The organism is Pantoea sp. Cy-640, from assembly GCF_011752635.1.
GTDB classification, from domain to species: Bacteria; Pseudomonadota; Gammaproteobacteria; order Enterobacterales; family Enterobacteriaceae; genus Pantoea; species Pantoea dispersa.
The window spans coordinates 350,727-375,152 of sequence record NZ_VWXB01000003.1; the positions used below are offsets into that span (position 1 = coordinate 350,727).

Sequence of the window (24,426 nt, forward strand, 5' to 3'; positions counted from 1 at the left end):
TTATTCATGCACCACATCGTAAAGAGCTAACAGGGCACATGGACACTCTTCACCTCCCGCAAGCCACGTCGCCTCTGGCCACGTGGCTTCATTATCTTGAGCATCTGCATTCTCAGGCCATCGATCTGGGCCTGGACCGTATTCAGCGCGTCGCCGCACGCCTCGACCTGCTAAAACCCGCTCCGTTTGTCTTCACCGTCGCCGGCACCAACGGCAAAGGCACCACCTGCCGTACGCTGGAAACCCTGCTGATGGCCGCAGGCTATCGCGTTGGCGTCTACAGCTCGCCGCATCTGGTGCGTTACACCGAACGCGTGCGCGTGCAGGGCGCTGAGCTGGATGAAGCCCGGCACAGCGCCAGCTTTGCCGCCATCGAGGCCGGACGCGGCGATATTTCGCTCACCTACTTTGAGTTTGGCACGCTGTCCGCGCTCAATCTGTTCCGTGAAGCGCAGCTGGATGTCGTGATTCTGGAAGTGGGGCTGGGCGGCCGGCTGGATGCGACGAACATTGTCGACGCCGACGTGGCGGTGATCACCAGCATTGCGCTGGACCACACCGACTGGCTGGGGCCGGATCGCGCCAGCATCGGCCGCGAGAAGGCCGGCGTGTTCCGCGGCGGTAAACCGGCGGTGGTCGGCGAGGCCGATATGCCCGACACCATTGCCCAGGTGGCCGCGGAGAAGGGTGCGCAGCTGTTACAAATTAACCGCGACTGGCAGTGGCAGCGCGAGGGCGATAGCTGGACGCTGCAGGATGCCCAGGGTGAACTGCGCGATCTGCCGCTGCCCCAGGTGCCGCTCCCTAACGCGGCCACTGCCATTGCGGCGCTGCGCGCTTCCGGCCTGACGATGAGCGAGGCGCTGATTCGTCAGCATCTGCCGCTGGCGATTCTGCCGGGACGTTTCCAGACGGTCAGCACCGCGCCGCGCGTGATCCTTGATGTGGCACACAATCCGCATGCGGCTTATTATCTGGCTTCACGTCTCGCTGAGCTGCCGGCACACGGCACGGTGCATGCGGTGGTTGGCATGCTGCACGATAAGGATATCGCCGGGACGCTGGCCGCGCTGGCGCCGCAGGTCAACCGCTGGTACTGCGCGCCGCTCGACGGCCCGCGCGGCGCGTCCGCTGATGAGCTGATGGCGCATCTGCAGGGCGGCAGCGCCTGGCAGAGCGTTGAAGCCGCGTGGCAGGCGGCGCGGCAGCAGGCTCAGCCCGACGATGTGATTCTGGTGTGCGGCTCGTTCCACACCGTGGCGCAGGTAATGCAATCGATGGCAGCGGAGAACGGCAGTGGCAAGTAAGTTTCAGAATCGTTTAGTGGGCACGGTGATTCTGGTGGCGATTGGCGTCATCGTGTTACCGGGTCTGCTGGACGGTAAGAAAAAGCATTATAAAGAGGAGTTCGCGGCGATTCCGCTGGTGCCAAAGCCTGACGATCAGCAGGACAGCGAAATGGTGCCGCCGGTGACGCAGCCGCTGCCGTCGCAGCCGCCGGAAGGTGCGAGCGCGGCGCAGCAGGCGCCCGCCAGCAGCGCAACGCAGAGCAGTGCCGCCAGCGGCAGCACGCAGCCAGCGCAAAACAGCCAGCCCAGCGTCGTGACGCCGCCGCCGGTGCACCAGCAGCAGAAACCGGCAGAGCAGGTGAAGCCGAAGCCGGTCGAGCAGCCGAAGCCTAAACCGGTGGAGCAGCCGAAACCGAAGCCGGCAGAACAGCCGAAAGCGACAGAACAGCCAAAAACTTCAGAGCTGCCTAAAGCGGCGGAAACGCCGAAGCAGAGCGAACCGGCCGCGCCAGCAGGACAGGCGTATGTAGTGCAGCTCGGCGCGCTGAAGAACGCCGCCAAAGTGAATGAGATCGTGGCGCAGCTGCGGCTCTCCGGCTATCGCGCCTTTACCGTGCCGTCGACGCCGGTGCAGGGGCAGATCACCCGCATTTACGTGGGGCCGGATGCGTCCAAAGCGAAGCTGCAGGGTGCACTCGGCGAGCTGAAAGGCATCTCCGGCCTCGGCGGTGTTGTGAAGCCGTACAGCACACGCTGATCAACTGATAAGCCGCGCCGATAGCAGAAACAGGCGCGGCTTTTGGCGTGTTTTTTAGCGAAGTGTTACTGAAAATTTATGGAATATCAGCAGGTTAAATGGCTGACATCAACAAGGGCGAGGAAAGTTTTTTTCATCGCCCTTTTTCTCGGGACAGAACCGGAAAACCCTACGCAAACGTTTTCTTTTTCTGTTAGAATGCGCCCCGAACTGGATGCAGGGGTGCAAATGCACTGTACTGGAAGCGTTCATGATCTGGATTGATTACGTCATTATTGCGGTAGTTGGTTTTTCGGCTCTGGTCAGCCTGATTCGCGGGTTTGTCCGGGAAGCCTTATCTCTTGTTACCTGGGGATGCGCGTTTTTTGTCGCCAGTCATTACTACGCCTACCTTGCAGTCTGGTTTACAGGTTTTGACGACGAACTGGTTCGCAACGGCATCGCCATCGCGGTGTTATTCGTTGCCACCCTGATTGTGGGTGCCATCGTGAACTATGTGATCGGCTCGCTGGTTGAGAAAACCGGCTTGTCGGGAACCGACAGGGTGTTGGGGGTCTGTTTCGGGGCGTTGCGTGGCGTGCTGATTGTATCCGCCATTCTCTTCTTCCTTGATACATTCACCGGCTTTTCAAAAAGTCCGGACTGGCAACAGTCTCAACTCATTCCCCAGTTCAGTTACATCATCAGGTGGTTTTTCGATTACCTGAAAAGCACGTCGAGTTTTTTACCCCGGTAACACCGGGAGTGCGGCTAATGAGGAAATGACAACATGTGCGGTATTGTTGGTATCACCGGTTTTATGCCAGTAAACCAGTCGATCTATGACGCGTTAACGGTGCTGCAGCACCGCGGGCAGGATGCCGCCGGCATTTGTACCATCGATGCGCTGAACTGCTTCCGTCTGCGTAAGGCCAATGGCCTGGTCAGCGACGTGTTTGAAGCGCGCCACATGCAGCGTTTGCAGGGAAATATGGGTATCGGCCACGTGCGTTATCCGACTGCCGGCAGCTCCAGCGCCTCTGAAGCGCAGCCCTTCTACGTGAACTCGCCGTACGGCATCACGCTGGCTCACAACGGTAACCTGACCAACGCCCATGAACTGCGCAAGCAGCTGTTCGAAGTCGGTCGCCGTCATGTGAATACCACCTCAGATTCCGAAATCCTGCTCAACATCTTTGCTCAGGAGCTGGATCGTTTTCAGCACTATCCGCTGGAAGCTGACAACATTTTTGCTGCCGTGGCGGCGGTGCATCAGCAGGTGCGCGGTGCTTACGCCGTGGTGGCGATGATTATCGGTCACGGCATGGTTGCGTTCCGCGATCCTAACGGTATCCGTCCGCTGGTACTGGGCAAGCGTGAGCTGGCCGATGGCCGCACCGAATACATGGTGGCCTCAGAGAGCGTGGCGCTGGATACGCTCGGCTTCGAGTTTATTCGTGACGTTGCGCCAGGCGAAGCGGTGTACATCACCGAGCAGGGTCAGCTCTCGACGCGCCAGTGCGCAGAGAACCCGAAAAGCAATCCGTGCCTGTTCGAGTACGTTTACTTTGCGCGTCCGGACTCGTTCCTCGACAAGATCTCCGTCTATAGCGCACGCGTGCGCATGGGCACCAAGCTGGGCGAGAAAATTGCCCGCGAGTGGGAAGATCTCGATATTGACGTGGTGATCCCGATTCCGGAAACCTCGACCGATACCGCGCTGGAGATCGCCCGTATTCTTGATAAGCCGTACCGCCAGGGTTTTGTGAAAAACCGCTACGTGGGCCGTACCTTTATCATGCCGGGCCAGCAGCTGCGCCGCAGTGCGGTACGCCGTAAGCTCAACGCCAACCGCGCTGAGTTCCGCGATAAAAACGTGCTGCTGGTGGATGACTCGATTGTGCGCGGCACCACCTCTGAGCAGATTATCGAGATGGCGCGTGAAGCGGGCGCGAAGCGCGTCTATCTGGCGTCGGCGGCACCGGAAATTCGCTTCCCTAACGTCTACGGCATCGATATGCCGAGCGCCACCGAGCTGATTGCGCACGGCCGTGAAGTGGAAGAGATTCGTCAGCTGATTAAAGCCGATGCGCTGATTTTCCAGGATCTGCAGGATCTGATCGACGCGGTGCGTGAAGAGAACCCGGATATTGCCCAGTTCGAATGCTCAGTGTTCAACGGCATCTACGTCACCAAAGACGTTGACCTGCAGTATCTGGAATATCTGCAGTCGCTGCGTAATGACGATGCCAAAGCGATTGCGCGTCAGAACGAAGTGGAGAACCTGGAACTGCATAACGAAGGTTAAGGTCAGTCTCAGGCAGACGAAACAGGGCGGGCGCAATCCCGCCCTGTTTGTTTTTGTATTTATAGCGGCGGAGCGGCTATTATTGGCGCACTCTTTTGCAGCAAGGCTGAATTATGAAACGACTCATCATTGGTATTTCCGGCGCCAGCGGCGCGATCTACGGCGTGCGTATGCTGCAGGTGCTGCAACCGTTAGCCGAAGTGGAAACCCATCTGGTGATGAGCCCGGCGGCGCGGCAAACGCTGGCGCTGGAGACCGATTACAGCCTGCGTGACGTGCAGGCGCTGGCCGATGTGGTGCACGATGTGCGCGATATCGCCGCCAGCATCTCGTCCGGCTCGTTCAAAACGCTGGGTATGGCAATTGTGCCGTGTTCCATGAAAACCCTGTCGGGCATTGTGCACAGCTACAGCGACAGTCTGCTGACGCGCGCCGCCGACGTGGTGCTGAAAGAGCAGCGCCGGCTGGTGCTGTGCGTGCGGGAAACCCCGCTGCATCTCGGTCATCTGCGCATGATGACCACCGCCGCCGAGCTTGGGGCGCTGATTATGCCACCGGTGCCGGCGTTTTATCACCGCCCGCAGCGCATCGACGATTTGATTGATCAGACGGTCAACCGCGTGCTGGATCAGTTTGATATCGAGCTGCCGGAAGATCTGTTTACCCGCTGGCAGGGTGCATGATGGTGCAATAATGCACTGAATGCGTGCAAAAGCGCGGGGCCGATCACTGTTCGTGCATCTTGTGCACCAAAAGTTAACAATCTCACTTTTTCTTCCTCACACCGCTGTTATATTTCCCTCACAAACTAAGTGCTTGCGTCCCAGATGGACGCGGTATTTAGTGCGCCTGCGCACAGTTTCGCCGATTTGCACAACTGGCATGAAACCTGCAAAACATTCAGCGCAAACACATCACGCACCACATAACAATAAGCACTTCACTTGAGGGTTACCTATGAAAAAGCGAGTTCTGGCTCTTTCTCTGATGCTGGCTATGTCCGGCGCTGCGAGCGTGTTCGCAGCGGTACCGCAGTCGCTGCGCATCGGGACCGATCCAACTTACCCGCCGTTTGAGTCCAAGAACGCGCAGGGCCAGCTGGTTGGCTTTGATATCGACCTGGCCAACGAGATCTGTAAGCGTATCAAGACCAAATGTACTTATGTGGAAAGTGATTTCGATGCGCTGATCCCGTCGCTGAAAGCGAAGAAGATCGACGCCATCATTTCTTCACTCTCGATCACCGAGAAACGTCAGGAAGAGATCGCCTTCTCGGAAAAACTGTATGCAGCGAACGCGCGTTTAGTGGCGCCGAAGGGGTCTAAACTGCAGCCGACCATTGAGTCGCTGAAGGGCAAAAACATCGGCCTGCTGCAGGGCACCACGCAGGAAACCTACGCGAATGAATACTGGCGGCCAAAAGGGGTGACCGTCACGCCGTATGCCAACCAGGATCTGGTGTATCAGGACCTGAACGCTGGCCGTATTGATGCGGCGTTCCAGGATGAAGTGCAGGCGAGCGAAGGCTTCCTTAAGCAGCCAGTCGGGAAAAACTACGCGTTCGCCGGTCCGGCGGTGAAAGATGACAAAATCTTTGGCGTCGGCACCGGTATGGGCCTGCGTAAAGATGACGCCGATCTGAAAGCTGCCATCGACAAAGCCTTTAACGACATGCGCAAAGACGGTACCTACGACAAGATTGCGAAGAAGTACTTTGATTTCAACGTTTACGGCGATTAAGACTCCTGTTCCTGAACGGGCGCATTGAGTCACGCTAACGTGGGTCATAACTATTCACTCCGGGCGCTTACTTATGTAAACTCCCGGAGTTCATACGCTTGCCACCATCCTTCCGTGATTCACATCCCTGGTCAGGACTGTCCGTGTGTTGTTGGACAGCGTTTGTTTATTTCCCTCACGACAGGATCGAACCCATGTTGTATGGCTATTCTGAAGTAATTCTCAAAGGCACGCTGGTGACCCTTGAGCTGGCGCTCAGCTCGGTGGTACTGGCCGTGGTGCTGGGCCTGATAGGGGCCGGTGCCAAACTCTCCCGCAATCGCCCGCTGGCGATGATTTTTGAAGGCTACACCACGCTAATCCGTGGCGTGCCCGACCTGGTGCTGATGCTGCTGATCTTTTACGGTCTGCAGATTGCCCTCAACGCCGTAACCGATGCGCTCGGCATGGCACAGTTTGATATCGACCCGATGGTGGCCGGTATTATTACGCTCGGCTTCATCTACGGTGCTTACTTCACTGAAACTTTCCGTGGCGCGTTTCTCGCGGTGCCGAAAGGGCAGATTGAAGCCGCCACCGCCTTCGGCTTTACCGGCGCGCAAACTTTCCGTCGCATTCTGTTCCCGGCGATGATGCGCTTTGCGCTGCCCGGCATCGGCAACAACTGGCAGGTGATCCTCAAAGCCACCGCGCTGGTGTCGCTGCTCGGCCTTGAAGATGTGGTAAAAGCCACGCAGCTGGCCGGCAAAAGTACCTGGCAACCGTTCTACTTCGCGATTGTTGCCGGGGTGATTTATCTGGTGTTTACCACGTTGTCCAACGGCGTGCTGTGGTGGCTTGAACGCCGCTACTCGGTAGGGGTGAAAAGGGCAGAGTTATGATCGAGATTATTCAGGAGTACTGGAAACAACTGCTCTGGACCGACGGTTACCGTTTTACCGGCGTGGCCATCACGCTGTGGCTGCTGATTCTGTCCGTGGTGATTGGCGGCAGCCTTGCGGTGCTGCTGGCCATCGCGCGCGTCTCGCCCAATCGCTATATCTCCACGCCGGTGTGGCTGTTTACCTATGTGTTTCGCGGCACGCCGCTGTATGTGCAGCTGCTGGTATTCTATTCCGGCATGTACACGCTGGAGGTGGTGAAAGGCTCCGAGCTGCTGAACGCCTTCTTCCGCAGCGGCCTGAACTGTACGCTGCTGGCATTTACCCTGAACACCTGTGCTTATACCACCGAGATTTTTGCCGGTGCCATTCGCGCCGTGCCACACGGTGAAATCGAAGCCGCGCGCGCCTATGGTTTCTCGCCGTTTAAACTTTACCGCTGCATCATTCTGCCGTCGGCGCTGCGCACCGCGCTGCCCGCCTACAGCAATGAAGTGATTCTGATGCTGCACTCCACCGCGCTGGCGTTCACCGCCACCGTGCCGGATTTGCTAAAAATCGCGCGCGATATCAACTCGGCGACCTATCAGCCGTTCACCGCGTTCGGCATCGCTGCGGTGCTGTACCTGATTATCTCTTACGTGCTGATTAGCCTGTTCCGCCTTGCGGAGCGCCGCTTCCTCGCGCATGTGAAACCCTCTTCGTCGCACTGAGTATGACTATGGCTGAAAATAAATTAAGCGTTACCGAACTGCATAAGCGTTACGGTGAACATGAAGTTCTGAAGGGCGTGTCGCTGCAGGCCAACGCCGGCGATGTGATCAGCATTATTGGCTCGTCCGGTTCCGGGAAAAGTACCTTTTTACGCTGCATCAACTTCCTCGAAAAGCCGAGTGAAGGCACCATCGCGGTTAACAACGAGGCGATAAACCTGGTGCGCGACACCGATGGCCAGCTGAAAGTGGCCAACAAGGAGCAGCTGCGTTCGCTGCGTACCCGGCTGACCATGGTGTTCCAGCACTTCAATTTGTGGAGCCACATGACGGTGCTGGATAACGTCACTGAAGCACCGATTCAGGTGCTGGGGCTGAGCAAAGCCGAAGCGCGCGAGCGGGCAATTAAATACCTCGATAAAGTCGGTATTGATGCGCGCGCGCGTGCCAAATACCCGGTGCATCTGTCAGGCGGCCAGCAGCAGCGTGTTTCGATTGCCCGCGCGCTGGCAATGGAGCCGGAAGTGTTGCTGTTTGACGAACCCACCTCGGCGCTCGATCCGGAGCTGGTAGGCGAAGTGCTGCGCATCATGCAGAAGCTGGCCGAAGAGGGCAAAACCATGGTGGTAGTGACGCACGAGATGGAGTTCGCCCGTCACGTATCCAGCCACGTGATTTTTCTGCATCAGGGCAAAATCGAAGAGCAGGGCGCGCCAGACGAACTGTTCGGCAACCCGAAAAGCCCGCGCCTGCAGCAGTTTTTGAAGGGATCGTTGAAATAGGTTTCTGAACCGTTGCGGCGCAATGTATTGCGCGTTTCCCGGCGATGTGGCGGTCAAACCCGCGCGATACATCGCGCCGCGACGAATCACAGAAATTTTTAATTAATCATGCAGCAGTTTCAGCGCGGTGTCTTCATCCGTCACCAGCCCGGAGATCCAGCCGCCGTGCAGCGCGGCGTGAATCGCTGCGTATTTGCGCGCGCTGCCGGCAAAGCCGATGATATTGCGCTGCGTCTGGCTCTCCAGCAGTACGCTGGTCAGCAGCTCATCGGTTTCGCCGTACACCCGCTCTCCCTGCTGATTGAAAAAATGCCCCAGCATTTCACCCACCACGCCGCGCGCGTTGAGCGCTTCTACCTGCGCATCGGTGATAAAGCCTTCGGCATTAAGCGGGCAGCCCGGCATCACTTCGCCAATGCCGACAAACGCCACGTTCGCCTGCAGCGCACGCTGGGTGACGCGCTGATAGACCTGATGCTGCACCCACATCGTCTTATCCTGCGGCGTGTCAGCATACAGCGGCGCCGGAATGAAGAAATATTTGCCCTGCATCTTCTCCGCCATTTTCAGCGGTACGTCGTAGCGGGTACCGGAATCGTCACGCGCAATCGCGCCGATCATCGACACACACTGATGCTGTGGCCGTTCAACCCACGGCAGCGCATCAATCATTGAGCGCAGCGTTTTGCCGGAACCGATGCCAAACACCTGCGGCGTCTCTTCGTTGATAAACTGCGCCATCACCGCCGCGCCTTCCACCCCCAGCATTTGCTGAATCGCCTCATCATCCAGCCCGGCTGACGGCACCACGCGGCACAGCGTCAGGCCAAACTTTTGTTCGATCTCGCGCGCCAGATGCAGGCAGTGCGTGACCGGATGGTCGATCTTCACGCTGACCATGCCCATTTCACGTGCGCTGGAGACAAGCCGCTGCGCCACCTGCCGCGATAAGCCCAGCGCGCGCGCAATCTCCTGCTGCGTGACGCCCGCCACGTAATACATCCACGCTGCCCGCGCTGCCAGCTCCTGCTTCTTCTCTTCTCTGCTCATCGCCCTGTTCCGTCAAACTCCGATGCGCCAGTTTATCGCGTCTTGCCCCTGAAGCGTTAACTGAGCAAAAGCCCTAAAAAAGAGCAAAAGTATTAAATGTGATGGATCTCGCAGAACGATCGCCCCGGCGGCGACTATGCTACACCTCATCGGGCAAATGCCCTCAATTGTGGCAAATGTTTATTTCGAGGCGACTATGACGACGAAATCAGTGTGGATGCATATCGGCGCAGGCTCTTTTCACCGCGCGCATCAGGCATGGTATCTGCACCAGCTGCGCCAGCAGGGCGATGACAGCTGGAGCATCGCGCTCGGCAACATCCGCGGCGATGCGGTAGCGCTGCTTGATCAGTTGCAGGCGCAAAACGGCGAGTACGTGCTGGAAACCGTGACGCCGGAGGGCGAGCGCGCGTATGAAACCATCGCTTCGCTGCGCACCATCCTGCCGTGGGACGCGGAGATCAGCGCGCTGGTGGCACAGGGCGCCAGCGCTGAGACAAAAGTGATCGGTTTTACCGTGACCGAAGCCGGTTATTACCTGACGCCGGCGCATGAGCTCGATCTCAGCCAGGCAGATATTCAGGCCGATCTCCGTGGTGAGGCGCGCACTATTTACGGCGCGCTGACCCGCATTCTGCGCCAGCGCGTGGCCCGCGGCGGTGCGCCGGTCACGCTGCTCAACTGCGACAACCTGCGTCACAACGGCGAACGTTTCCGTCATGGCATGCTGGCGTTTCTCGCCGCGCAGGGCGACAGTGCGCTGGCCAGCTGGGTGCGCGATAACACCACTTCGCCAAACACCATGGTGGATCGCATCACGCCGCGCCCCACGCCGGATGTCGCCGAACGCGTCAAAGCGGCCACCGGTAGAGACGATGGCGCGGCGGTGATGGCGGAGTCGTTTATCCAGTGGGTGATTGAGGATGATTTTATCGCCGGACGCCCGGCGCTGGAAAAGGTGGGCGTGGAGCTGGTGGCGTCGGTGCTACCGTGGGAAGAGGCGAAAATCCGCATCCTCAACGCCACGCACGCGGCGATTGCCTGGGCCGGCACGCTCACCGGCCATGACTACATTGATGACAGCACGCGTCAGCCCGCGATCTATCAGCTGGCGTACGACTACATCACGCAGGACGTGATCCCGTCACTGTCGCCCAGCCCGCTCGATCTGGCGGATTACCGCGACGTGGTGCTGGCGCGCTTTAGCAATCCCTACATCAAAGATACCAACCAGCGCGTTGGTGCCGATGGGCTATCGAAGATTCCCGGCATGGTGACGCCGACGCTGCGCGAATGCTATCAGCGCGGCGCAGAACCGACCGCTACCGCCGTGCTGCCGGCGCTGTTCTACCTGTTCCTGCAACGCTGGGCCAGCAACCAGCTGCCGTATGCCTATCAGGATGGCGTGCTCAATGCTGACGCGCTGCGCCAGCAGCTGAGCGGCGAGAATGCGCTACAAACCTTCCTCAGCGACCGCGCGCTGTTTGCCGAACTGGCCGATGACCGCGCTTTTCATGCGCTGGTGACGCGCAGCGTAGACGCCATTGAGCAGCAACTGCTGCAGCCTGCGACGGTGTAAGGAGCGCACAGCATGTATCTCGGCATTGATATTGGCACCTCAGAACTCAAAGCGCTGATCGTTAACCCGCAGGGCGAGATTGTGGCGTCGAATCACGCCACGCTCAGCGTGCAGCGTCCGCATCCGCACTGGGCGGAGCAGGATCCCGAGCGCTGGTGGCAGGCGTGTGGTCAGGCGATCGCCGGGCTGCGCCAGCAGGCACCGGACGCGTGGGCCGCGATCCGCGCCATCGGTCTCTCCGGTCAGATGCACGGCACCGTGCTGCTGGATGCCGCCGGTGAGGTGCTGCGGCCGTGCATATTGTGGAACGACACGCGCAGCGCGGCGCAGTGTGATGCGCTGCGCCAGCAGCATCCGCAGATGATGGAAATCGCCGCCAACCTGATTATGCCCGGCTTTACCGCGCCGAAACTGCACTGGGTGGCGGAACATGAGCCCGAAATCTTTCGCCGCATCGACAAGGTGCTGCTGCCGAAAGATTACCTGCGCTGGCGTCTGACCGAGCGCTTTGTCAGCGAGCCGTCGGACGCCGCCGGTACGCTGTGGCTCGACGTGGCGCAGCGCGACTGGTCTGACGCACTGCTGGCGATTAGCGGGCTGACACGCGCACAGATGCCCGAACTGGTTGAGGGCAGCGCGGTCAGCGCCACGCTGCGCGCCGATCTGGCCAGCGAATGGGGCTTAGCCGCCACGGTGAGCGTGGCCGGCGGCGGTGGTGATAACGCCGCATCGGCGGTGGGCGTCGGTGCGGTTAATGCGGGCGATGCCTTTATCTCGCTCGGCACGTCGGGCGTGATTTTTGTGGTTAACGATCGGCTGCGCGCCGATCCGCAATCCGGCGTGCACGCTTTCTGCCATGCGCTGCCGGGACGCTGGCACCAGATGAGCGTGATGCTCAGCGCCGCCAGCTGTCTGCGCTGGCTGTGCAATCTGCTGTCGGTCACCGAAAGCCAGCTGATGGATGAGATGGCACAGCTCAGCGCGGAACAGCTGCGTCAGGCGCCGCTGTTTCTGCCGTATCTCTCTGGCGAACGCACGCCGCATAACGATCCGCAGGCGACCGGGGCATTTTTCCATTTACGCCACGAAACGCCGCGCGCGCTGCTCGGCTATGCGGTGATTGAGGGCGTAGCGTTTGGCCTGGCGGATGGTCTGGCGGTGCTGGGCGATACGCAGCAGCAGATTCAGCAGTGCAGCCTGACCGGCGGCGGTGCGCGCAGCACGCTGTGGGCGCAGCTGATTGCCGACGTTCTGCAGCTGCCGATAGTGACCCATCCGGCCAGCGCCTCCGGCGCGCTGGGTGCGGCACGGCTGGCGTGGCTGGCCGATGGCGGCAGTGAAGCCGACGTGTGCCTGAAGCCGCCGGTGCAGGCGCGCTATCAGCCCGATACGGCGCGCGGGGCCGTGCTGCAGCAGCGGCTGCGCCTGTTCCGTGAACTCTATGTACAACAACAGCAGGCGCGCGCGTTGCTGCCTGCCTGATCGGATTAGCGAACGGAAGGAAGATTGTCATGCAATCGAACGCATACTGGTTTGGCTTACCGAAAAAGATGTTCTGGGGCTTTCTGGCCATCGCCATTTTCATGGCCGGCGACGGCTTCGAAATGGCGTTTCTCTCGCGCCACATCACTGACATGGGCTTTTCGCCGGCCCAGTCGGCGGTGGTGTTTACGTTTTATGGTCTGGCCGCCGCGCTGGCGGCGTGGGCCTCCGGCGTGGTGGCGGAGCTGATTACGCCGCAGCGCGCCATGATGATTGGCTTTGTGCTGTGGATCGTCATGCATGCGCTGTTTATGTCGCTGGGGCTCGGGCTGCGTAACTATCCGCTGATGGTGCTGTTCTACGGCATTCGCGGCCTGGCCTATCCGCTGTTTATCTACTCGTTCATGATGATGCTGGTGCAGGTGCTGCCGCGTGACAAGCTGGCCGCCGCCACCGGCTGGTTCTGGGCGATGTACTCCGTGGGGATTGGCGTGGTGGGTAGCTACCTGCCGAGCCTGACCATCCCGATGCTGGGCGAAACCGGCACCTTATGGCTGGCGATTGTCTGGGTGGCGTGCGGCGGCGTGCTGGCCTACTTCAGCCTGCGCAACGTGCCGGTGGATCGTTCACGCGTTAATCTGCCGCTGCGCGATAAGATGACGGAGATGTCGCGTGCCGTAACCATTCTGTTCACCAACCAGCATGTGTTTTATGCCTGCCTGATCCGCATCATCAATACGCTGTCGCTGTTCGGATTTGCCATCATCATGCCGCTGCTGTTTGTCGATCGGCTCGGCTTTACCATCTCCGAATGGCTGCAGATTTGGGCGGTGTTCTTCTTCGTCACTATCTTTACCAATATTTTCTGGGGCATTACCGGTGAGAAGTTGGGCTGGATCCGTCAGGTGCGCTGGTTCGGCTGTCTCGGTATGGCGATCTCCAGCCTGGCGTTTTACTACCTGCCGCTGTATGCCGGGCATAACTTCTGGGTGGCGCTGATTCCGGCGATCATGCTGGGGATCTTTGTCGCTGCCTTTGTGCCGATGACCGCGGTGTTCCCGACGCTGGAACCGCATCATAAGGGCGCAGCGGTATCGATTTACAATCTGTCGGCCGGGCTGAGTAACTTTGTGGCCCCGGCGATTGCTTCACTGCTGCTGCCGTTCTTCGATATCGTCGGGGTGGTATGGGCCTATACCGCGCTCTACCTGTTCGCCGGCGTGCTGACCTTTATCATTCGCGTGCCGCAGCCGGGACACACGCGGGAAGCGTCAGCGGTGAAGTCGCCGGTGTTGCAGCAGCGCAGCTAAAGCTGAGCCTGTCGCACCGGCAGCCGCCGCTGCCGGTGCCGACACGGCGCTATTCCAGCTTCTGTTTCACTTTCTTCACGTCGTCAGCGCTGACCGGTGCGGCGGCATTTCCCCAGCTGTTGCGGATGTAGCTCACCACCGCGGCGATCTCCTCATCACCCAGCGTGCCGGCAAAGGCCGGCATTGCCGGTGCCGTAGGGCGGGCATCGGTATCGACACCGCGACTACCGGCGGCGACCACCCGAATCAGCGAGGTGGCATCCTCCTGATTGAGCAACGGATTGTCCGCCAGCTGCGGAAAGATATTCTTCTCACCGCGACCGCCCGGGCTGTGGCAGGCTGAGCACTTCGCCGCATAGATTTGCGCGCCCAGCTTCATGCGATCGTCCGTCGCGGCAAGTGCGGCGGGCGCTTGCTCATCACTCGATTCACCGCTTTTCAGGTACACCGCTACCGCCTGCAGATCTTCATCGCGCCAGTGCTGCGTGGAGTGACGCACCGCGTCGGCCATTGGACCGGAAGCGATATCGAAACGGTTAACGCCGGTACGCAGGTAGCTGACGATATCCTGCTGGCTCCATTTGCCCAGCCCGCTGTGCGGGTTCGCGGTGATGTCCGGCGCCATCCAGCCTTCAACCACTTCACCACGCAAAAACGCGCCGTTTTTATCGCCGCCGAGCAGGTTTTTCGGCGTATGGCAGGTGCCGCAGTGGCCCGCGCCCTGCACCAGATACGCACCGCGATTCCACTGGGCGGATTGACGGGCGTCCGGCTGGAACGCGCCCCGGTCAAAGTTGATCCAGTTCCACACCATCAGGCTGGTGCGGATGTTGAAAGGGAAGGGCAGCTGATTGGTCTCGACCGGGTTGTGTATCGGCTGCAGCGTCTGCATCCATGCCCACAAATCCTGCAGATCCTTATCCGACATTTTGGTGTAGGCGGTGAACGGCATCGCGCCGTACAGACGCTTGCCGCCGTGGCCGATGCCCTCGGTCATCGCGCGGCGGAAATCTTCATAGCGCCAGTTGCCGATGCCGGTTTCGCGGTCCGGCGTGATATTAGCGCCGACCAGCGTACCAAACGGCGTCTGCAACCTGACGCCCCCGGCAAACGGCTGCTGCGGATCGGCGGTGTGGCAGGCGGTGCAGTCCGCCAGCGTGGCGATATAGCTGCCGCGCGCGTATTGATCGTATTCCGGCTGGGCGTGAGACACAAAGCTGGTGAGCAGCAGCGCGGCAGCGCACAGAGAGAGGCGTGTTTTCATGCGGTAATCATCTCCCCGGGACGTTGCAGATAGTAGTGACGAATCGCATGCGCCGCTTTGAACGCCAGCGCGCCGACGGTGCCGGTCGGGTTATAGCCCGGGTTTTGCGGAAAGGCTGATGCGCCCACCACGAACAGGTTCGGTACATCCCACACCTGCAGATGTTTATTGACCGAGCTGGTTGAGGGATCGCTGCCCATGATAAAGCCGCCAACCACGTGCGACGACTGATACGGCACGCTGCTCCAGTGGCCGGTCATCGGTTTGACAATCATCTCGCGCGGGTTCATCGATTTAGCGATTTCTGCCACTTTACCCGTGCAGTACTGCGCCATTTTCAGATCGTTCGCCGCAAAGTCGAAAGTGATGCGCAGCAGCGGTCGGCCATGCGGATCTTTGTAGTTGGGATCGAGCGACAGATAGTTGGTGCGCGTAGTGTAGCTGCTGGCCTCGCAGCCAATCGACATAGTGCTGAGGTAGTTGTCTTTCAGCGCGCGTTTCCACTTCGAGCCCCATTTGGGCGTGTTGGGCGGCAGCGGCCGGTAGCCAATCGGTGCCGAGCCGATGGGCGTCACGCGGATGCTGCCGCCGCCGAAGAAGCCCAGACCGCTGTGATCAAAATTATCGTTATTGAATTCATCAATGCCCATGCCCACCGCGCCGGCACCGATAAACGGGTTAAAGTTTTTGTTGTCAAAAAACAGCGTGACGCCGTTGGCCGTCTGGTAGGCGTAATTGCGACCGGTGGTGCCTTTATTGGTGACCGGATCATAAGCCTGGCCAATGCCGGAGAGCAGCATCAGGCGCACGTTTTCAAAGGTAAAGGCGGCGACGATCACCAGATCGGCTGGCTGTTCCCACTTATCGCCGGAGGAGTCAATATAGGTCACGCCGGTGGCCTGTTTGCCGCTGGCATCGGTCAGCACTTCCAGCACTTCGCAGTTGGTATACGCGGTAAAGTTCTCTTTGCGCATCAGCGCTGGCAGCACGGTGGTGATGGCGCTGGCTTTCGAGTAGTTGGCGCAGCCGTAGTTGGTGCAGAAGCCGCAGAAGGTGCAGGGGCCCATGGTGACGCCATAGGGATTGGTGTACGCCTCGGAAACCAGCGAGGAGGGCACCGGAAACGGCTGGTAGCCGAGATTTTTTGCTGCTTCGGCAAACAGCGTCGGACCATAGGGCTGGCGCAGCGGCGGCGTCGGGTAGTCGGCCGACCGCGCGCCTTCGAACGGATTGCCGCCCGTGCGTTTCTCTCCCTGAATATTGCCGGCGTAACCCGAGGTGCCGGCCACGCGCTCAAATTGCATGTAGTGCGGCTCCATCTCTTCCCAGCTGGTGCCCCAGTCCTGCAGCACCAGCTCATCCGGAATGGCACTGGCACCGTAGCGTTCGGTCAGGTGGCTTTTCAGGCGAAACTCTTCCGGCTGAAAGCGAAAGGTAATGCCGGCCCAGTGATTGCCCGCGCCGCCGGTGCCGTTGCCCGGATGGAACGAGCCCCAGGTGCGCATCGGCAGGGCGGTTTGCGACGGATTGTTGCGCATGGTGCAGGTGTTCTGCCGCGTGCGTAGCATCAGCTCTTCGCGCATCACGTAGCGCAGCTCGTCGGTGACGGTGCCAATATTGAAGTCGCGCGCGGTGTCGCGCCATGGGCCGCGCTCAATGCCGATCACTTCCAGGCCTTCGTCGGCCAGTTCATTGGCGATAATCGATCCGGCCCAGCCGAGACCAATCACCACCACATCGGTTTTCGGTAATTTTTTCATCGCTTATCCCCGTGCTTTCCATTGCGCAATGCTGATCGGCTCTAAGCCCAGATTTTCGTTATGGCGCTCAATGTATTCGCGATAGTCATAGCGCGCGCCGGGAAAGCCCAGCATCTTCCACGACACCATGTCTTTATTGCCGCCATAGATCGGATCGGCAAAGAAGCCTTCCATGGTGTTGTTCAGCACCTCAAGAAACAGCGACTGCGCATCAAAGCCGCTGAAATGCACCTTTCCGGCTTCCATGTCTGCCAGCAGCGCGTCCTGCTGCGCCGGCGTCAGATCGACAAAGTTCTTTTGCGAAGTTTGCTGCACGTAGCGGTTGAGCGCCGCCAGCCCCTGGCGATAGCGCTGTTGCGGCACCAGCGGCGACTGGTCGCCCTGCTCGGTGGTGCCCTGCTGAAACGGGCCCTGCATGTAGAGGCGTTCGAAGGTGCCATAAAAGCCGTGCAGCTGGCGGTCGATAAAAACAGCGCAGCCGGCTTCTTTGCCGCCCACGCTCAGCTCGTCCGCCGGAATAATGCGGTCAACCATGGCTTCCACGGTGCGCGCTTCTTCATCGGTGAAGAACAGCCAGCCCTGAGCCTGGAACTCTTCCGGAGGGTTATCGGCGAAGGGTGTCCAGCCGGGGGCGCCCTTGAGGGAGACAGCATCGGCGGCGCGGGTGACGCCAGCGGCAACGCCCAGCGTCGTCCAGGTCAGGACCTGGCGTCGTGTGACACCGGGCAGGGTTTTGGCTCGTTTTTTCATCATCGCTTCCAGACAGAGTAACAAGATAAGGCGTAACCGGCCGGCGTGCGCGGCGACACAACGGGTCGGAATCTTCAGTTTTTGTAAATTTTTATGGCGAATGTTAACTGTAGACGGGCTGGGGGGTGGCGACCAATAACCATACAAAAAAGTGCACTATTTGATAATCCGCCGGTTATTTCCTGAACTAAGCGCCACGTTAAATCTGCAGGCTTCGCTTGAACTCATCGCGCTGGCTGCCAGGCTTAACCGTTTCAACCACGAAATAACCAGGAGGAAATATGTCGCGCTTTGCAGAGAAAGTGGTGGTGATTACCGGAGCCGGATCCGGCATTGGTGCCGCAGCGGCGCAGCGTTTCGCCAGTGAAGGCGCACAGGTGGTGCTGGTGGGCAGAACCCGTGACAAGCTGGAACAGGTGCTGAGCACGCTGAGCGGCGAGAATCATCTGGTGGCACCCTGCGACGTCGGCGATGCGGATCAGGTTAAACAGCTGGCAGAGCAGGTGCAGCAGCAGTATGGGCGCGTGGATGTGCTGGTGAATAACGCCGGCAGCATCGTGCAGGGCAAAATTCACGAAGTGTCGATAGCGGACTGGAAGTCGCTGATGAGCACTGACCTCGACGGTGTATTTTACTGCACCCACTTCTTTATGCCCGCGCTGCTCAACAGTAAAGGCAACGTGGTGAATACCTCGTCGGTATCCGGACTGGGCGGCGACTGGGGCATGAGTGTCTACAACGCCGCCAAGGGCGCGGTGACCAATTTTACCCGCGCGCTGGCGATGGATTATGGCACCGACGGTGTGCGCGTTAACGCCGTTTGCCCGGGCTTTACCTTTACCGATCTCACCGAAGAGATGAAAAACGATGAGGCGCTGCTTGCACGCTTCTATGACCGTATTCCGCTGGGCCGCGCCGGTGAACCGGAAGATATCGCCAGCGCGATTGCTTTCATCGCCAGCAACGACGCGCGTTACATCACCGGCGTTAACCTGCCGGTCGATGGCGGTCTGACGGCGTCGAACGGCCAGCCGAAACAGGCGTAAGAGATAACAGGCGGAGCATCAGGTGTACTGTCACCGTCAATCCGCCTGTTAGTCGGTCATGGCTCACCCGCTTCGCCATCGTGACACGCTGACACATAGCTGGCCGTATAACCGCCGTTCGCTAACGCCACGATTCTGGCAAAGCCAGACGCGCCAAAATGCATGCCGGCAATCACCGTATTTTCCGCTGCCACCTGCTGCAAAATACGCTGGCGCGTCTCTCTGGCCATGACGGGATCGATATCGAAGGCGATGGAAACCTGCGGGCAGGCCAGCTGAACAGGCGGGTAATGCACAATATCACCCCAAATTAATAAACGCTCGCCGTCTGAATCAATGCGAAACCCGCAATGCCCCGGAGTATGACCGGGCAACGCCAGCGCACGGATTCCCGGGCTGATCTCCTCATCCGCCATCAGCTGCAGCCGCGGGCTATAAGCCTGCAGGGTGCGCCGCACCAGCGCCGCGTTTAACTGCGCGCGTTCACTCAGCTGGCTGATCGCCGCATCATCCTGCCAGAAGGCGGCTTCGCTGTGGCTGAGGCGGAGCCGGGCATGGCGAAAGACCGGCTGACCCGCGCTGTCCAGCAAGCCGCCAATATGATCGGGGTGCGCATGGGTTAATAACAGGGTATCGATGTCGTCCGGCGTCACCCCGGCCAGCTGCAGATGAGGCAGTAATTTGCCGCTCTGCGCATCGCGTTTTCCCATCCCGGTATCCACCAGAATCACGCGTCCCTGACCGCGAATCAGATAACAAAACACATGGATGTCGCCCGGCTGTGCTAAGCCTGCCTGACGTTGCAGTTCGACCGCATCGTCGTGGTGAATATCCGTTAATAAACTCAGACTGGCTTGCATAGTGCCGTCGCTGATGGCGCTGACCTGATATTTCCCTGTGGTGTATGAAAATATTGCCTGGCTCATAATGATCTCAGTGCGCTAATTTACTCGTTCACGTTAAACAAATAACGCGGCAATTTTCGCGGCGGATTAGCGCGATGATAATGCTGCGTCAGTGGCTGTCAGCGCGATAATGACGCTAACACCGTTAAGGTGACCAGTGTCATTTTTGACAGAGTTGAGACCCGGATTGTCATGGACATAAAAATTTTGCGCGCCTTTGCCACTGTCGCGGCGCTGGAGCATATTGGTCAGGCTGCGGAACGGTTACATATTTCGCCGTCACCGCTTAGCCGGCAAATTCAGCAGCTGGAAAGCGAACTGGGGATGGTGCTGTTTCACCGTGAAAAGAAACGTCTGCGCCTGACGGACGAGGGTAAGCGCTTCCTCACCGAGGTGACGCCCTTTTTGCAGCATCACGAACGGCTAAAAGAGTATGCGCAGCACCTGCAGCAGGGGGACGTTGGGCGGCTGGATATTGGATATGTGGAGGCGGCTATTCACTCGCGCCTGCTGCCCGCGGCGCTGGCGCGGCTGGCACCGGGGGCGGGCATTGATGTCCGGCTGCATGCGTTACGTTCCGCACAGCAAATTGCCCGGTTAGAGGCGGGGGCGATCGATATTGCCATTGTGCATACGCTGCCGCACGATGACGCGGATTTTGTGCATAAGAAGATCGCGACCGAGCCGGTGCTGCTGGCGATGCCGGCATCCAGTGCGCTGACCGCGCCCGTGGCGGCTGATTTGCACGGCCGGGCGTGGATTGCCGACCAGGAAAATCTCAACCCTGCCGCGCGGGCGCGATTGCTGACAGCCTGCCAGCGCGCCGGCTTCCAGCCGGATATTCGTTTTGAAGTGAATGGTCCGCTGGCGGCGCTTGCCTGCGTTGAAGCCGGGCTGGGTTTCACCCTGATCCAGCATAGCCTGGCGCGCATCGTACCGGATAATGTCATCCTGCTGCCCGTGCCAGAGCTGGCGCTGGAGATTGTGCTATATGCCGTCTGGCGCAGGCAGGATGCCCGACCGTTAACGGCGCGTTTCCTGCAGCAGCTTTGCCTCACGCCCGCCGTGGCGCCGCGGTAAGCCTGAGCGGAGACGCATCAGCCGGCGATATCCTGCAGCGCTTCCTGTAAATCGTACCAGCGGAAACCAAAGCCGGACTCCTCCAGCCGCTTCGGCAGCACGTGCTGCCCGCCCAGCACCAGCACGGCGGATTCTCCCATCATCAGTTTGATGGCGCTGGCCGGAGTGCGCATAAAGGCCGGACGGTGCATCACCTGGCCCAGTGTGGCGGCGAACTGCTCGTTGCGCACCGCGTAAGGCGCCACCATGTTGAACGGGCCCTGCAACTGATCGTTATCGATCAACCACAGGATGGCGTTGACCAGATCGTCCACGTGGATCCACGGCAGGTACTGTTTGCCGCTGCCAATCGGTCCGCCGACGCCAAGTTTGAACGGCAGCTTCATTTTGCTCAGCGCGCCACCTTCGCGCGCCAGCACCACGCCGGTGCGCAGCAGGCACACGCGGGTGCGCTCGCTTTGCGCCTTCAGCGCCAGCTGCTCCCAGCGGGCGCACAGGGTGTGGGTAAACTCCTCGTGGCCCGGATCGTCCTCGGTCACCACCACATCGCCGCTATCACCATAAAAGCCGGTGGCCGAGCCGGAAATCAACAGGCGCGGCGGATTGCTGCTGGCGTGGATCAGCGAGACGATCTGTTCAGTGATTTGCCAGCGGCTTTCGCACAGGCGCTGCTTCTGCTGCTCGGTCCAGCGCTTGTCGGCAATCGGTTCTCCCGCCAGATTGATGACGCCGTCAATAGCATTGAGATCGGACTGCTGGTTAATGCCCGACCACAGCATCACGCGCGCATCGAGTTTTTCCCGCGCAGCCGCCACGTCACGCGTTACCACATTCACCTGATGGCCCAGCTGCAGCAGGCGCGGAATTAAATGGCGACCTATCAAGCCGGTACCGCCGGTAATAAGCAGGTGCATGTTTAGTCTCCCTGTCATTAATTATCTGCTCTGAATTGAGCATAGAAGAGAAGTGCCGCTGCGGCGTGACAGCGCTTACGCTTATGATGAAAAACCGCCAGTTTGCCGTGGTCCTGCGGCAAAACATCGGACCAGCGCGCCATTGCCTTAGCCGGCAAAAATCGGTAAACATGATGCACACCTGACGCTTAGCCGAGGCAGCTGATGAACTATCCCGCCATTACCTTGTGGTCCGATTCCTGTTTTTTTAGCCCGTATGCCATGTCAGTTTATGTTGCGCTTACCGAGAAGGGCATTCCTTTTACTGTCAGGCGCGTTGACCTGTCGCGCAATGCACAGCTTGACGATGAATACCGCGGCCTGTCGCTGACCTGCCGTGTGCCCACGCTGCAAATTGATGATGTCAGCCTGAATGAATCCTCGGCCATCGCCGAATACCTCGAAGAGCGTTTTCCAGCGCCGGAGTTTGAGCGCCTCTATCCGCGCGATCGCGAAAAACGTGCCCACGCGCGCGAAGTGCAGGCGTGGCTGCGCAGCGATTTACTGGCGCTGCGCACGGAGCGACCTACCGAAGTGCTGTTTGCTGCTGAACGCTTTGCTCCGCTCACGCCCGCTGGCGAACAGGCCGCCAGTAAATTGATTGCCGCGGTGCAGCGCCTGCTGCCGGACGGCCAACAGAACCTGTTTGGCGAGTGGTCGATTGCCGACACCGACCTGGCGGTGATGATTAACCGGCTGGCGCTGCACGGCGATCCGCTGCCGGTGAAGCTGCAGCACTATGCAGAATTCCAGTGGCAGCGCGCCTCAGTGCAGCTGTGGCTGGCCGAGTCGGGTAAAGCACGCTAAAACCTTGCGGCGGCGAAAAGAACGCTTTACCTTAGCGCTCATTCTAATAAAGCATCGCAAACAGGCGCGTGCTGGGCACGCCGAAAACAGAGAAAGGGTTACCGGATGGTGGATCAAACGGCAGGTGACGGTATCGAGTGGGTGGATATCGTTAGCGAAGAAAACGAAGTGATTGCGCAGGCCAGCCGTGCGCAGATGCGTGCGCAATGTCTGCGCCATCGCGCTACCTATATTGTGGTGCACGACGGCATGGGCAAGATTCTGGTGCAACGCCGTACCGAGAGCAAAGATTTCATGCCGGGTATGCTGGATGCCACTGCGGGCGGCGTAGTGCAAAGCGGTGAAGACCTGCTGGAATCCGCCCGTCGTGAAGCGGAAGAGGAGCTCGGCATCGCTGATGTTCCGTTCGCCGAGCACGGCAAATTCTACTTCGAAGATCAGCACTGCCGCGTATGGGGTGGACTGTTCAGCTGCGTGTCGCACGGTCCGTTTGCCATGCAGGAAGAGGAAGTAGATGAAGTGTTCTGGATGACGCCGGAAGAGATCACCGCCCGCTGTGATGAATTCACCGATGATTCACTCAAAGCCCTGTCGCTGTGGCTGAGCCGCAACAGTGACGCGGTGCGCAGTAAGCAAAGCAGCGAAGCCTGATTCCTGCGCTTCCGCAATAAGGCACCCTGAGGGTGCCTTTTGTGTTTAATGCTGGCTGAGAATGCGGGTGAGAATGTTCAGCGCCGTACTGAACTGGGCGTCCGGAATGGTTAGCGGATAAAGAAAGCGGATCACGTTGCTGTGCACGCCGCAGGTCAGCAGAATCAATCCTTCGGCCAGCGCCTGCTGCTGAATCGCTTTGGCGATCTCCGCTGAGGGTCGGCCGCTGGCGTCATGAAACTCCGCCGCCATCATCGAGCCATAGCCGCGCACCTCGGCCAGCGCACGGCAGCCGGCGCCGTTCAACGCTTCCGCCAGTTGCATACCGAGCCATTGCGCACGCTCGCACAGCTTTTCCTCACTGATAATATCCAGCACCGCATGTGCGGCGGCAATCGCCGGCGGATGGCCGGCATAGGTGCCGCCCAGACCACCCGGCTCCGGTGCATCTATCACCGCGGCCCGGCCGCTCACCGCCGACAGCGGAAACCCGCCTGCCAGACTTTTCGCTAGTGTGATCAGATCCGGCTGCACCTCATAATATTCGCTGGCAAACAGCCTGCCGGTGCGCGCAAAACCGCTCTGTACTTCATCGGCGATCAGCAGGATGCCGTGGCGATCGCACAGCTGACGCAGCGCCGTCACAAACTCTGGCGGCGCGACATAAAATCCGCCTTCGCCCTGAACCGGTTCAAAGATGATGGCCGCCACCTGCTGTGGCGCGATATCGCTGCGGAAAATCGTCTCCAGACTGTCGAGCGCATCGTGCACGCTGACATTATGCAGCGCATTGGGGTAGCGTGCGTGAAACACCGGGCTGGCAAACGGGCCGAAGCCGGTTTTGTAAGGCAGCACTTTGCCGGTCAGCGCCATGGTCATATTGGTGCGACCGTGGAACGCGCCGCTGAAGGCGATAATTCCCGGACGGCCGGTGGCTGCGCGCGCGATTTTCACCGCGTTCTCGACCGCCTCGGCGCCGGTAGAAAAGAAGGTGGTTTTCACGGCGCCTTCAATCGGCTCCAGCGCATTCAGACGCTCCGCAAGGTGAATGTAGTTCTCATACGGCACGATTTGAAACGCGGTATGGGTGAAGCACGTCAGCTGCTGCTGTACCGCCGCCAGCACTTTGGGATGCCGGTGGCCGGTATTGAGCACCGCAATGCCGGCGGCGAAATCAATATATTCCCGCCCCTGCTGGTCCCACAGCGTGGCGTTTTCGGCTTTCGCCGCAAAGAAATCACACATCACGCCCACACCACGCGGCGTGGCCTGTAACCGACGGCTGTGCACATCACTGTTGCTCATTGCTGACCTCGTAAGTCGCGGGAGAGTGTAATCAG

The 24,426-nt window shown here is 59.6% G+C and carries 23 protein-coding genes; 16 read left to right on the top strand and 7 right to left on the bottom strand.

Features of this window, described 5'->3' with window-relative positions; all coding sequences use genetic code 11:
- Window positions 1-38 precede the first annotated feature (38 nt).
- The 9 genes from folC to hisP all read left to right on the top strand — a co-directional run bounded on the left by folC (window position 39) and on the right by hisP (window position 8,449).
- Entirely contained in the window at window positions 39-1,307 is a 1,269-nt protein-coding gene (gene folC, locus F3J36_RS10485; protein ID WP_166719641.1) for a bifunctional tetrahydrofolate synthase/dihydrofolate synthase, read from the top strand.
- Window positions 1,297-2,046 (top strand): cell division protein DedD, encoded by a 750-nt coding sequence (gene dedD / locus F3J36_RS10490; protein ID WP_166719642.1) that lies wholly within the window; start codon window positions 1,297-1,299, stop codon window positions 2,044-2,046. Before folC ends, dedD begins: the two co-directional genes overlap by 11 nt.
- 250 nt (window positions 2,047-2,296) lie before the next feature.
- Window positions 2,297-2,782 (top strand): colicin V production protein, encoded by a 486-nt coding sequence (cvpA, locus tag F3J36_RS10495; RefSeq protein ID WP_021509181.1) that lies wholly within the window; start codon window positions 2,297-2,299, stop codon window positions 2,780-2,782.
- A gap of 33 nt (window positions 2,783-2,815) precedes the next feature.
- Window positions 2,816-4,333 (top strand): amidophosphoribosyltransferase, encoded by a 1,518-nt coding sequence (gene purF, locus F3J36_RS10500; RefSeq protein ID WP_021509182.1) that lies wholly within the window; start codon window positions 2,816-2,818, stop codon window positions 4,331-4,333.
- A gap of 113 nt (window positions 4,334-4,446) precedes the next feature.
- A complete protein-coding gene (locus F3J36_RS10505) occupies window positions 4,447-5,016 on the top strand; it encodes a UbiX family flavin prenyltransferase (RefSeq protein ID WP_021509183.1) in 570 nt (189 codons plus the stop codon).
- A 274-nt stretch (window positions 5,017-5,290) separates the two neighbouring features.
- Complete coding sequence (gene argT / locus F3J36_RS10510; RefSeq protein WP_031280032.1) at window positions 5,291-6,073, top strand: lysine/arginine/ornithine ABC transporter substrate-binding protein ArgT; 783 nt, start codon at window positions 5,291-5,293, stop codon at window positions 6,071-6,073.
- A 194-nt stretch (window positions 6,074-6,267) separates the two neighbouring features.
- Window positions 6,268-6,954 carry a histidine ABC transporter permease HisQ gene (locus tag F3J36_RS10515; RefSeq protein WP_058785603.1) on the top strand — a complete coding sequence of 229 codons (687 nt, stop codon included), beginning with the start codon at window positions 6,268-6,270 and terminating at the stop codon, window positions 6,952-6,954.
- The gene (locus F3J36_RS10520; protein ID WP_021509186.1) at window positions 6,951-7,667 is read left to right on the top strand and encodes an ABC transporter permease; all 717 of its coding nucleotides are present in this window, start codon (window positions 6,951-6,953) and stop codon (window positions 7,665-7,667) included. Before F3J36_RS10515 ends, F3J36_RS10520 begins: the two co-directional genes overlap by 4 nt.
- A gap of 8 nt (window positions 7,668-7,675) precedes the next feature.
- On the top strand, window positions 7,676-8,449 hold the full coding sequence (gene hisP, locus F3J36_RS10525; RefSeq protein ID WP_021509187.1) for a histidine ABC transporter ATP-binding protein HisP: 774 nt from the start codon (window positions 7,676-7,678) through the stop codon (window positions 8,447-8,449).
- A 102-nt stretch (window positions 8,450-8,551) separates the two neighbouring features.
- Here hisP and F3J36_RS10530 read toward each other — a convergent pair whose 3' ends face one another.
- Window positions 8,552-9,499 (bottom strand): sugar-binding transcriptional regulator, encoded by a 948-nt coding sequence (locus tag F3J36_RS10530; protein ID WP_166719643.1) that lies wholly within the window; start codon window positions 9,497-9,499, stop codon window positions 8,552-8,554.
- Window positions 9,500-9,695: 196 nt separating this feature from the next.
- Between F3J36_RS10530 and dalD the strand changes: the two genes are divergently transcribed.
- Genes dalD through F3J36_RS10545 form a run of 3 tightly spaced genes read left to right on the top strand, consistent with a single transcriptional unit; the run spans window position 9,696 to window position 13,870 of the window.
- Window positions 9,696-11,078, top strand: coding sequence for a D-arabinitol 4-dehydrogenase (gene dalD, locus F3J36_RS10535; protein ID WP_166719644.1), 1,383 nt, complete (start codon window positions 9,696-9,698; stop codon window positions 11,076-11,078).
- A gap of 12 nt (window positions 11,079-11,090) precedes the next feature.
- Window positions 11,091-12,560 carry a xylulokinase gene (xylB, locus tag F3J36_RS10540; RefSeq protein ID WP_166719645.1) on the top strand — a complete coding sequence of 490 codons (1,470 nt, stop codon included), beginning with the start codon at window positions 11,091-11,093 and terminating at the stop codon, window positions 12,558-12,560.
- Between the two features lie 29 nt (window positions 12,561-12,589).
- Complete coding sequence (locus F3J36_RS10545; protein WP_166719646.1) at window positions 12,590-13,870, top strand: MFS transporter; 1,281 nt, start codon at window positions 12,590-12,592, stop codon at window positions 13,868-13,870.
- 49 nt (window positions 13,871-13,919) lie between these two features.
- Here F3J36_RS10545 and F3J36_RS10550 read toward each other — a convergent pair whose 3' ends face one another.
- Genes F3J36_RS10550 through F3J36_RS10560 form a run of 3 tightly spaced genes read right to left on the bottom strand, consistent with a single transcriptional unit; the run spans window position 13,920 to window position 17,647 of the window.
- On the bottom strand, window positions 13,920-15,134 hold the full coding sequence (locus F3J36_RS10550; protein ID WP_166719647.1) for a cytochrome c: 1,215 nt from the start codon (window positions 15,132-15,134) through the stop codon (window positions 13,920-13,922).
- Window positions 15,131-16,894, bottom strand: a complete 1,764-nt coding sequence (locus tag F3J36_RS10555; protein WP_166719648.1) for a GMC family oxidoreductase — start codon at window positions 16,892-16,894, stop codon at window positions 15,131-15,133. Before F3J36_RS10555 ends, F3J36_RS10550 begins: the two co-directional genes overlap by 4 nt.
- A 3-nt stretch (window positions 16,895-16,897) precedes the next feature.
- Complete coding sequence (locus F3J36_RS10560) at window positions 16,898-17,647, bottom strand: gluconate 2-dehydrogenase subunit 3 family protein (RefSeq protein WP_247653170.1); 750 nt, start codon at window positions 17,645-17,647, stop codon at window positions 16,898-16,900.
- 278 nt (window positions 17,648-17,925) lie between these two features.
- Between F3J36_RS10560 and F3J36_RS10565 the strand changes: the two genes are divergently transcribed.
- A complete protein-coding gene (locus tag F3J36_RS10565) occupies window positions 17,926-18,690 on the top strand; it encodes an SDR family NAD(P)-dependent oxidoreductase (RefSeq protein ID WP_166719649.1) in 765 nt (254 codons plus the stop codon).
- A gap of 56 nt (window positions 18,691-18,746) precedes the next feature.
- Here the strand turns inward: F3J36_RS10565 and F3J36_RS10570 are convergent, their stop codons facing one another.
- Window positions 18,747-19,616, bottom strand: a complete 870-nt coding sequence (locus tag F3J36_RS10570; RefSeq protein ID WP_166719650.1) for an MBL fold metallo-hydrolase — start codon at window positions 19,614-19,616, stop codon at window positions 18,747-18,749.
- A gap of 171 nt (window positions 19,617-19,787) precedes the next feature.
- Here F3J36_RS10570 and F3J36_RS10575 point away from each other — a divergent pair, with 171 nt between their 5' ends.
- The gene (locus tag F3J36_RS10575; RefSeq protein ID WP_166719651.1) at window positions 19,788-20,675 is read left to right on the top strand and encodes a LysR substrate-binding domain-containing protein; all 888 of its coding nucleotides are present in this window, start codon (window positions 19,788-19,790) and stop codon (window positions 20,673-20,675) included.
- A gap of 17 nt (window positions 20,676-20,692) precedes the next feature.
- On the opposite strand, the gene F3J36_RS10580 is transcribed toward F3J36_RS10575, so the two are convergent.
- A complete protein-coding gene (locus tag F3J36_RS10580) occupies window positions 20,693-21,589 on the bottom strand; it encodes a TIGR01777 family oxidoreductase (protein WP_166719652.1) in 897 nt (298 codons plus the stop codon).
- A gap of 204 nt (window positions 21,590-21,793) precedes the next feature.
- Here F3J36_RS10580 and yfcF point away from each other — a divergent pair, with 204 nt between their 5' ends.
- Together yfcF and yfcD are read left to right on the top strand one after the other, a co-directional pair.
- Complete coding sequence (gene yfcF, locus F3J36_RS10585; RefSeq protein ID WP_021509199.1) at window positions 21,794-22,435, top strand: glutathione transferase; 642 nt, start codon at window positions 21,794-21,796, stop codon at window positions 22,433-22,435.
- Window positions 22,436-22,540: 105 nt separating this feature from the next.
- Window positions 22,541-23,086: an NUDIX hydrolase YfcD gene (gene yfcD, locus F3J36_RS10590; RefSeq protein ID WP_021509200.1), complete on the top strand. Its 546-nt coding sequence runs from the start codon at window positions 22,541-22,543 to the stop codon at window positions 23,084-23,086.
- 45 nt (window positions 23,087-23,131) lie between these two features.
- Here the strand turns inward: yfcD and F3J36_RS10595 are convergent, their stop codons facing one another.
- Complete coding sequence (locus tag F3J36_RS10595) at window positions 23,132-24,391, bottom strand: 4-aminobutyrate--2-oxoglutarate transaminase (protein WP_166719653.1); 1,260 nt, start codon at window positions 24,389-24,391, stop codon at window positions 23,132-23,134.
- Between the last annotated feature and the right edge of the window lie 35 nt (window positions 24,392-24,426).

What these genes read in the sequence shown, in the direction of transcription:
- cvpA (WP_021509181.1), top strand. Translation starts at nt 2,297, where the DNA reads ATGATCTGGATTGATTACGTCATTATTGCGGTAGTTGGTTTTTCGGCT.
- F3J36_RS10570 (WP_166719650.1), bottom strand. Translation starts at nt 19,616, where the DNA reads ATGAGCCAGGCAATATTTTCATACACCACAGGGAAATATCAGGTCAGC.
- folC (WP_166719641.1), top strand. Translation starts at nt 39, where the DNA reads ATGGACACTCTTCACCTCCCGCAAGCCACGTCGCCTCTGGCCACGTGG.
- F3J36_RS10515 (WP_058785603.1), top strand. Translation starts at nt 6,268, where the DNA reads ATGTTGTATGGCTATTCTGAAGTAATTCTCAAAGGCACGCTGGTGACC.
- F3J36_RS10545 (WP_166719646.1), top strand. Translation starts at nt 12,590, where the DNA reads ATGCAATCGAACGCATACTGGTTTGGCTTACCGAAAAAGATGTTCTGG.
- dalD (WP_166719644.1), top strand. Translation starts at nt 9,696, where the DNA reads ATGACGACGAAATCAGTGTGGATGCATATCGGCGCAGGCTCTTTTCAC.
- hisP (WP_021509187.1), top strand. Translation starts at nt 7,676, where the DNA reads ATGGCTGAAAATAAATTAAGCGTTACCGAACTGCATAAGCGTTACGGT.
- F3J36_RS10560 (WP_247653170.1), bottom strand. Translation starts at nt 17,647, where the DNA reads ATGATGAAAAAACGAGCCAAAACCCTGCCCGGTGTCACACGACGCCAG.
- purF (WP_021509182.1), top strand. Translation starts at nt 2,816, where the DNA reads ATGTGCGGTATTGTTGGTATCACCGGTTTTATGCCAGTAAACCAGTCG.
- xylB (WP_166719645.1), top strand. Translation starts at nt 11,091, where the DNA reads ATGTATCTCGGCATTGATATTGGCACCTCAGAACTCAAAGCGCTGATC.
- F3J36_RS10555 (WP_166719648.1), bottom strand. Translation starts at nt 16,894, where the DNA reads ATGAAAAAATTACCGAAAACCGATGTGGTGGTGATTGGTCTCGGCTGG.
- F3J36_RS10575 (WP_166719651.1), top strand. Translation starts at nt 19,788, where the DNA reads ATGGACATAAAAATTTTGCGCGCCTTTGCCACTGTCGCGGCGCTGGAG.
- F3J36_RS10565 (WP_166719649.1), top strand. Translation starts at nt 17,926, where the DNA reads ATGTCGCGCTTTGCAGAGAAAGTGGTGGTGATTACCGGAGCCGGATCC.
- yfcD (WP_021509200.1), top strand. Translation starts at nt 22,541, where the DNA reads ATGGTGGATCAAACGGCAGGTGACGGTATCGAGTGGGTGGATATCGTT.
- F3J36_RS10580 (WP_166719652.1), bottom strand. Translation starts at nt 21,589, where the DNA reads ATGCACCTGCTTATTACCGGCGGTACCGGCTTGATAGGTCGCCATTTA.
- F3J36_RS10505 (WP_021509183.1), top strand. Translation starts at nt 4,447, where the DNA reads ATGAAACGACTCATCATTGGTATTTCCGGCGCCAGCGGCGCGATCTAC.
- F3J36_RS10550 (WP_166719647.1), bottom strand. Translation starts at nt 15,134, where the DNA reads ATGAAAACACGCCTCTCTCTGTGCGCTGCCGCGCTGCTGCTCACCAGC.
- argT (WP_031280032.1), top strand. Translation starts at nt 5,291, where the DNA reads ATGAAAAAGCGAGTTCTGGCTCTTTCTCTGATGCTGGCTATGTCCGGC.
- F3J36_RS10595 (WP_166719653.1), bottom strand. Translation starts at nt 24,391, where the DNA reads ATGAGCAACAGTGATGTGCACAGCCGTCGGTTACAGGCCACGCCGCGT.
- F3J36_RS10520 (WP_021509186.1), top strand. Translation starts at nt 6,951, where the DNA reads ATGATCGAGATTATTCAGGAGTACTGGAAACAACTGCTCTGGACCGAC.
- F3J36_RS10530 (WP_166719643.1), bottom strand. Translation starts at nt 9,499, where the DNA reads ATGAGCAGAGAAGAGAAGAAGCAGGAGCTGGCAGCGCGGGCAGCGTGG.
- yfcF (WP_021509199.1), top strand. Translation starts at nt 21,794, where the DNA reads ATGAACTATCCCGCCATTACCTTGTGGTCCGATTCCTGTTTTTTTAGC.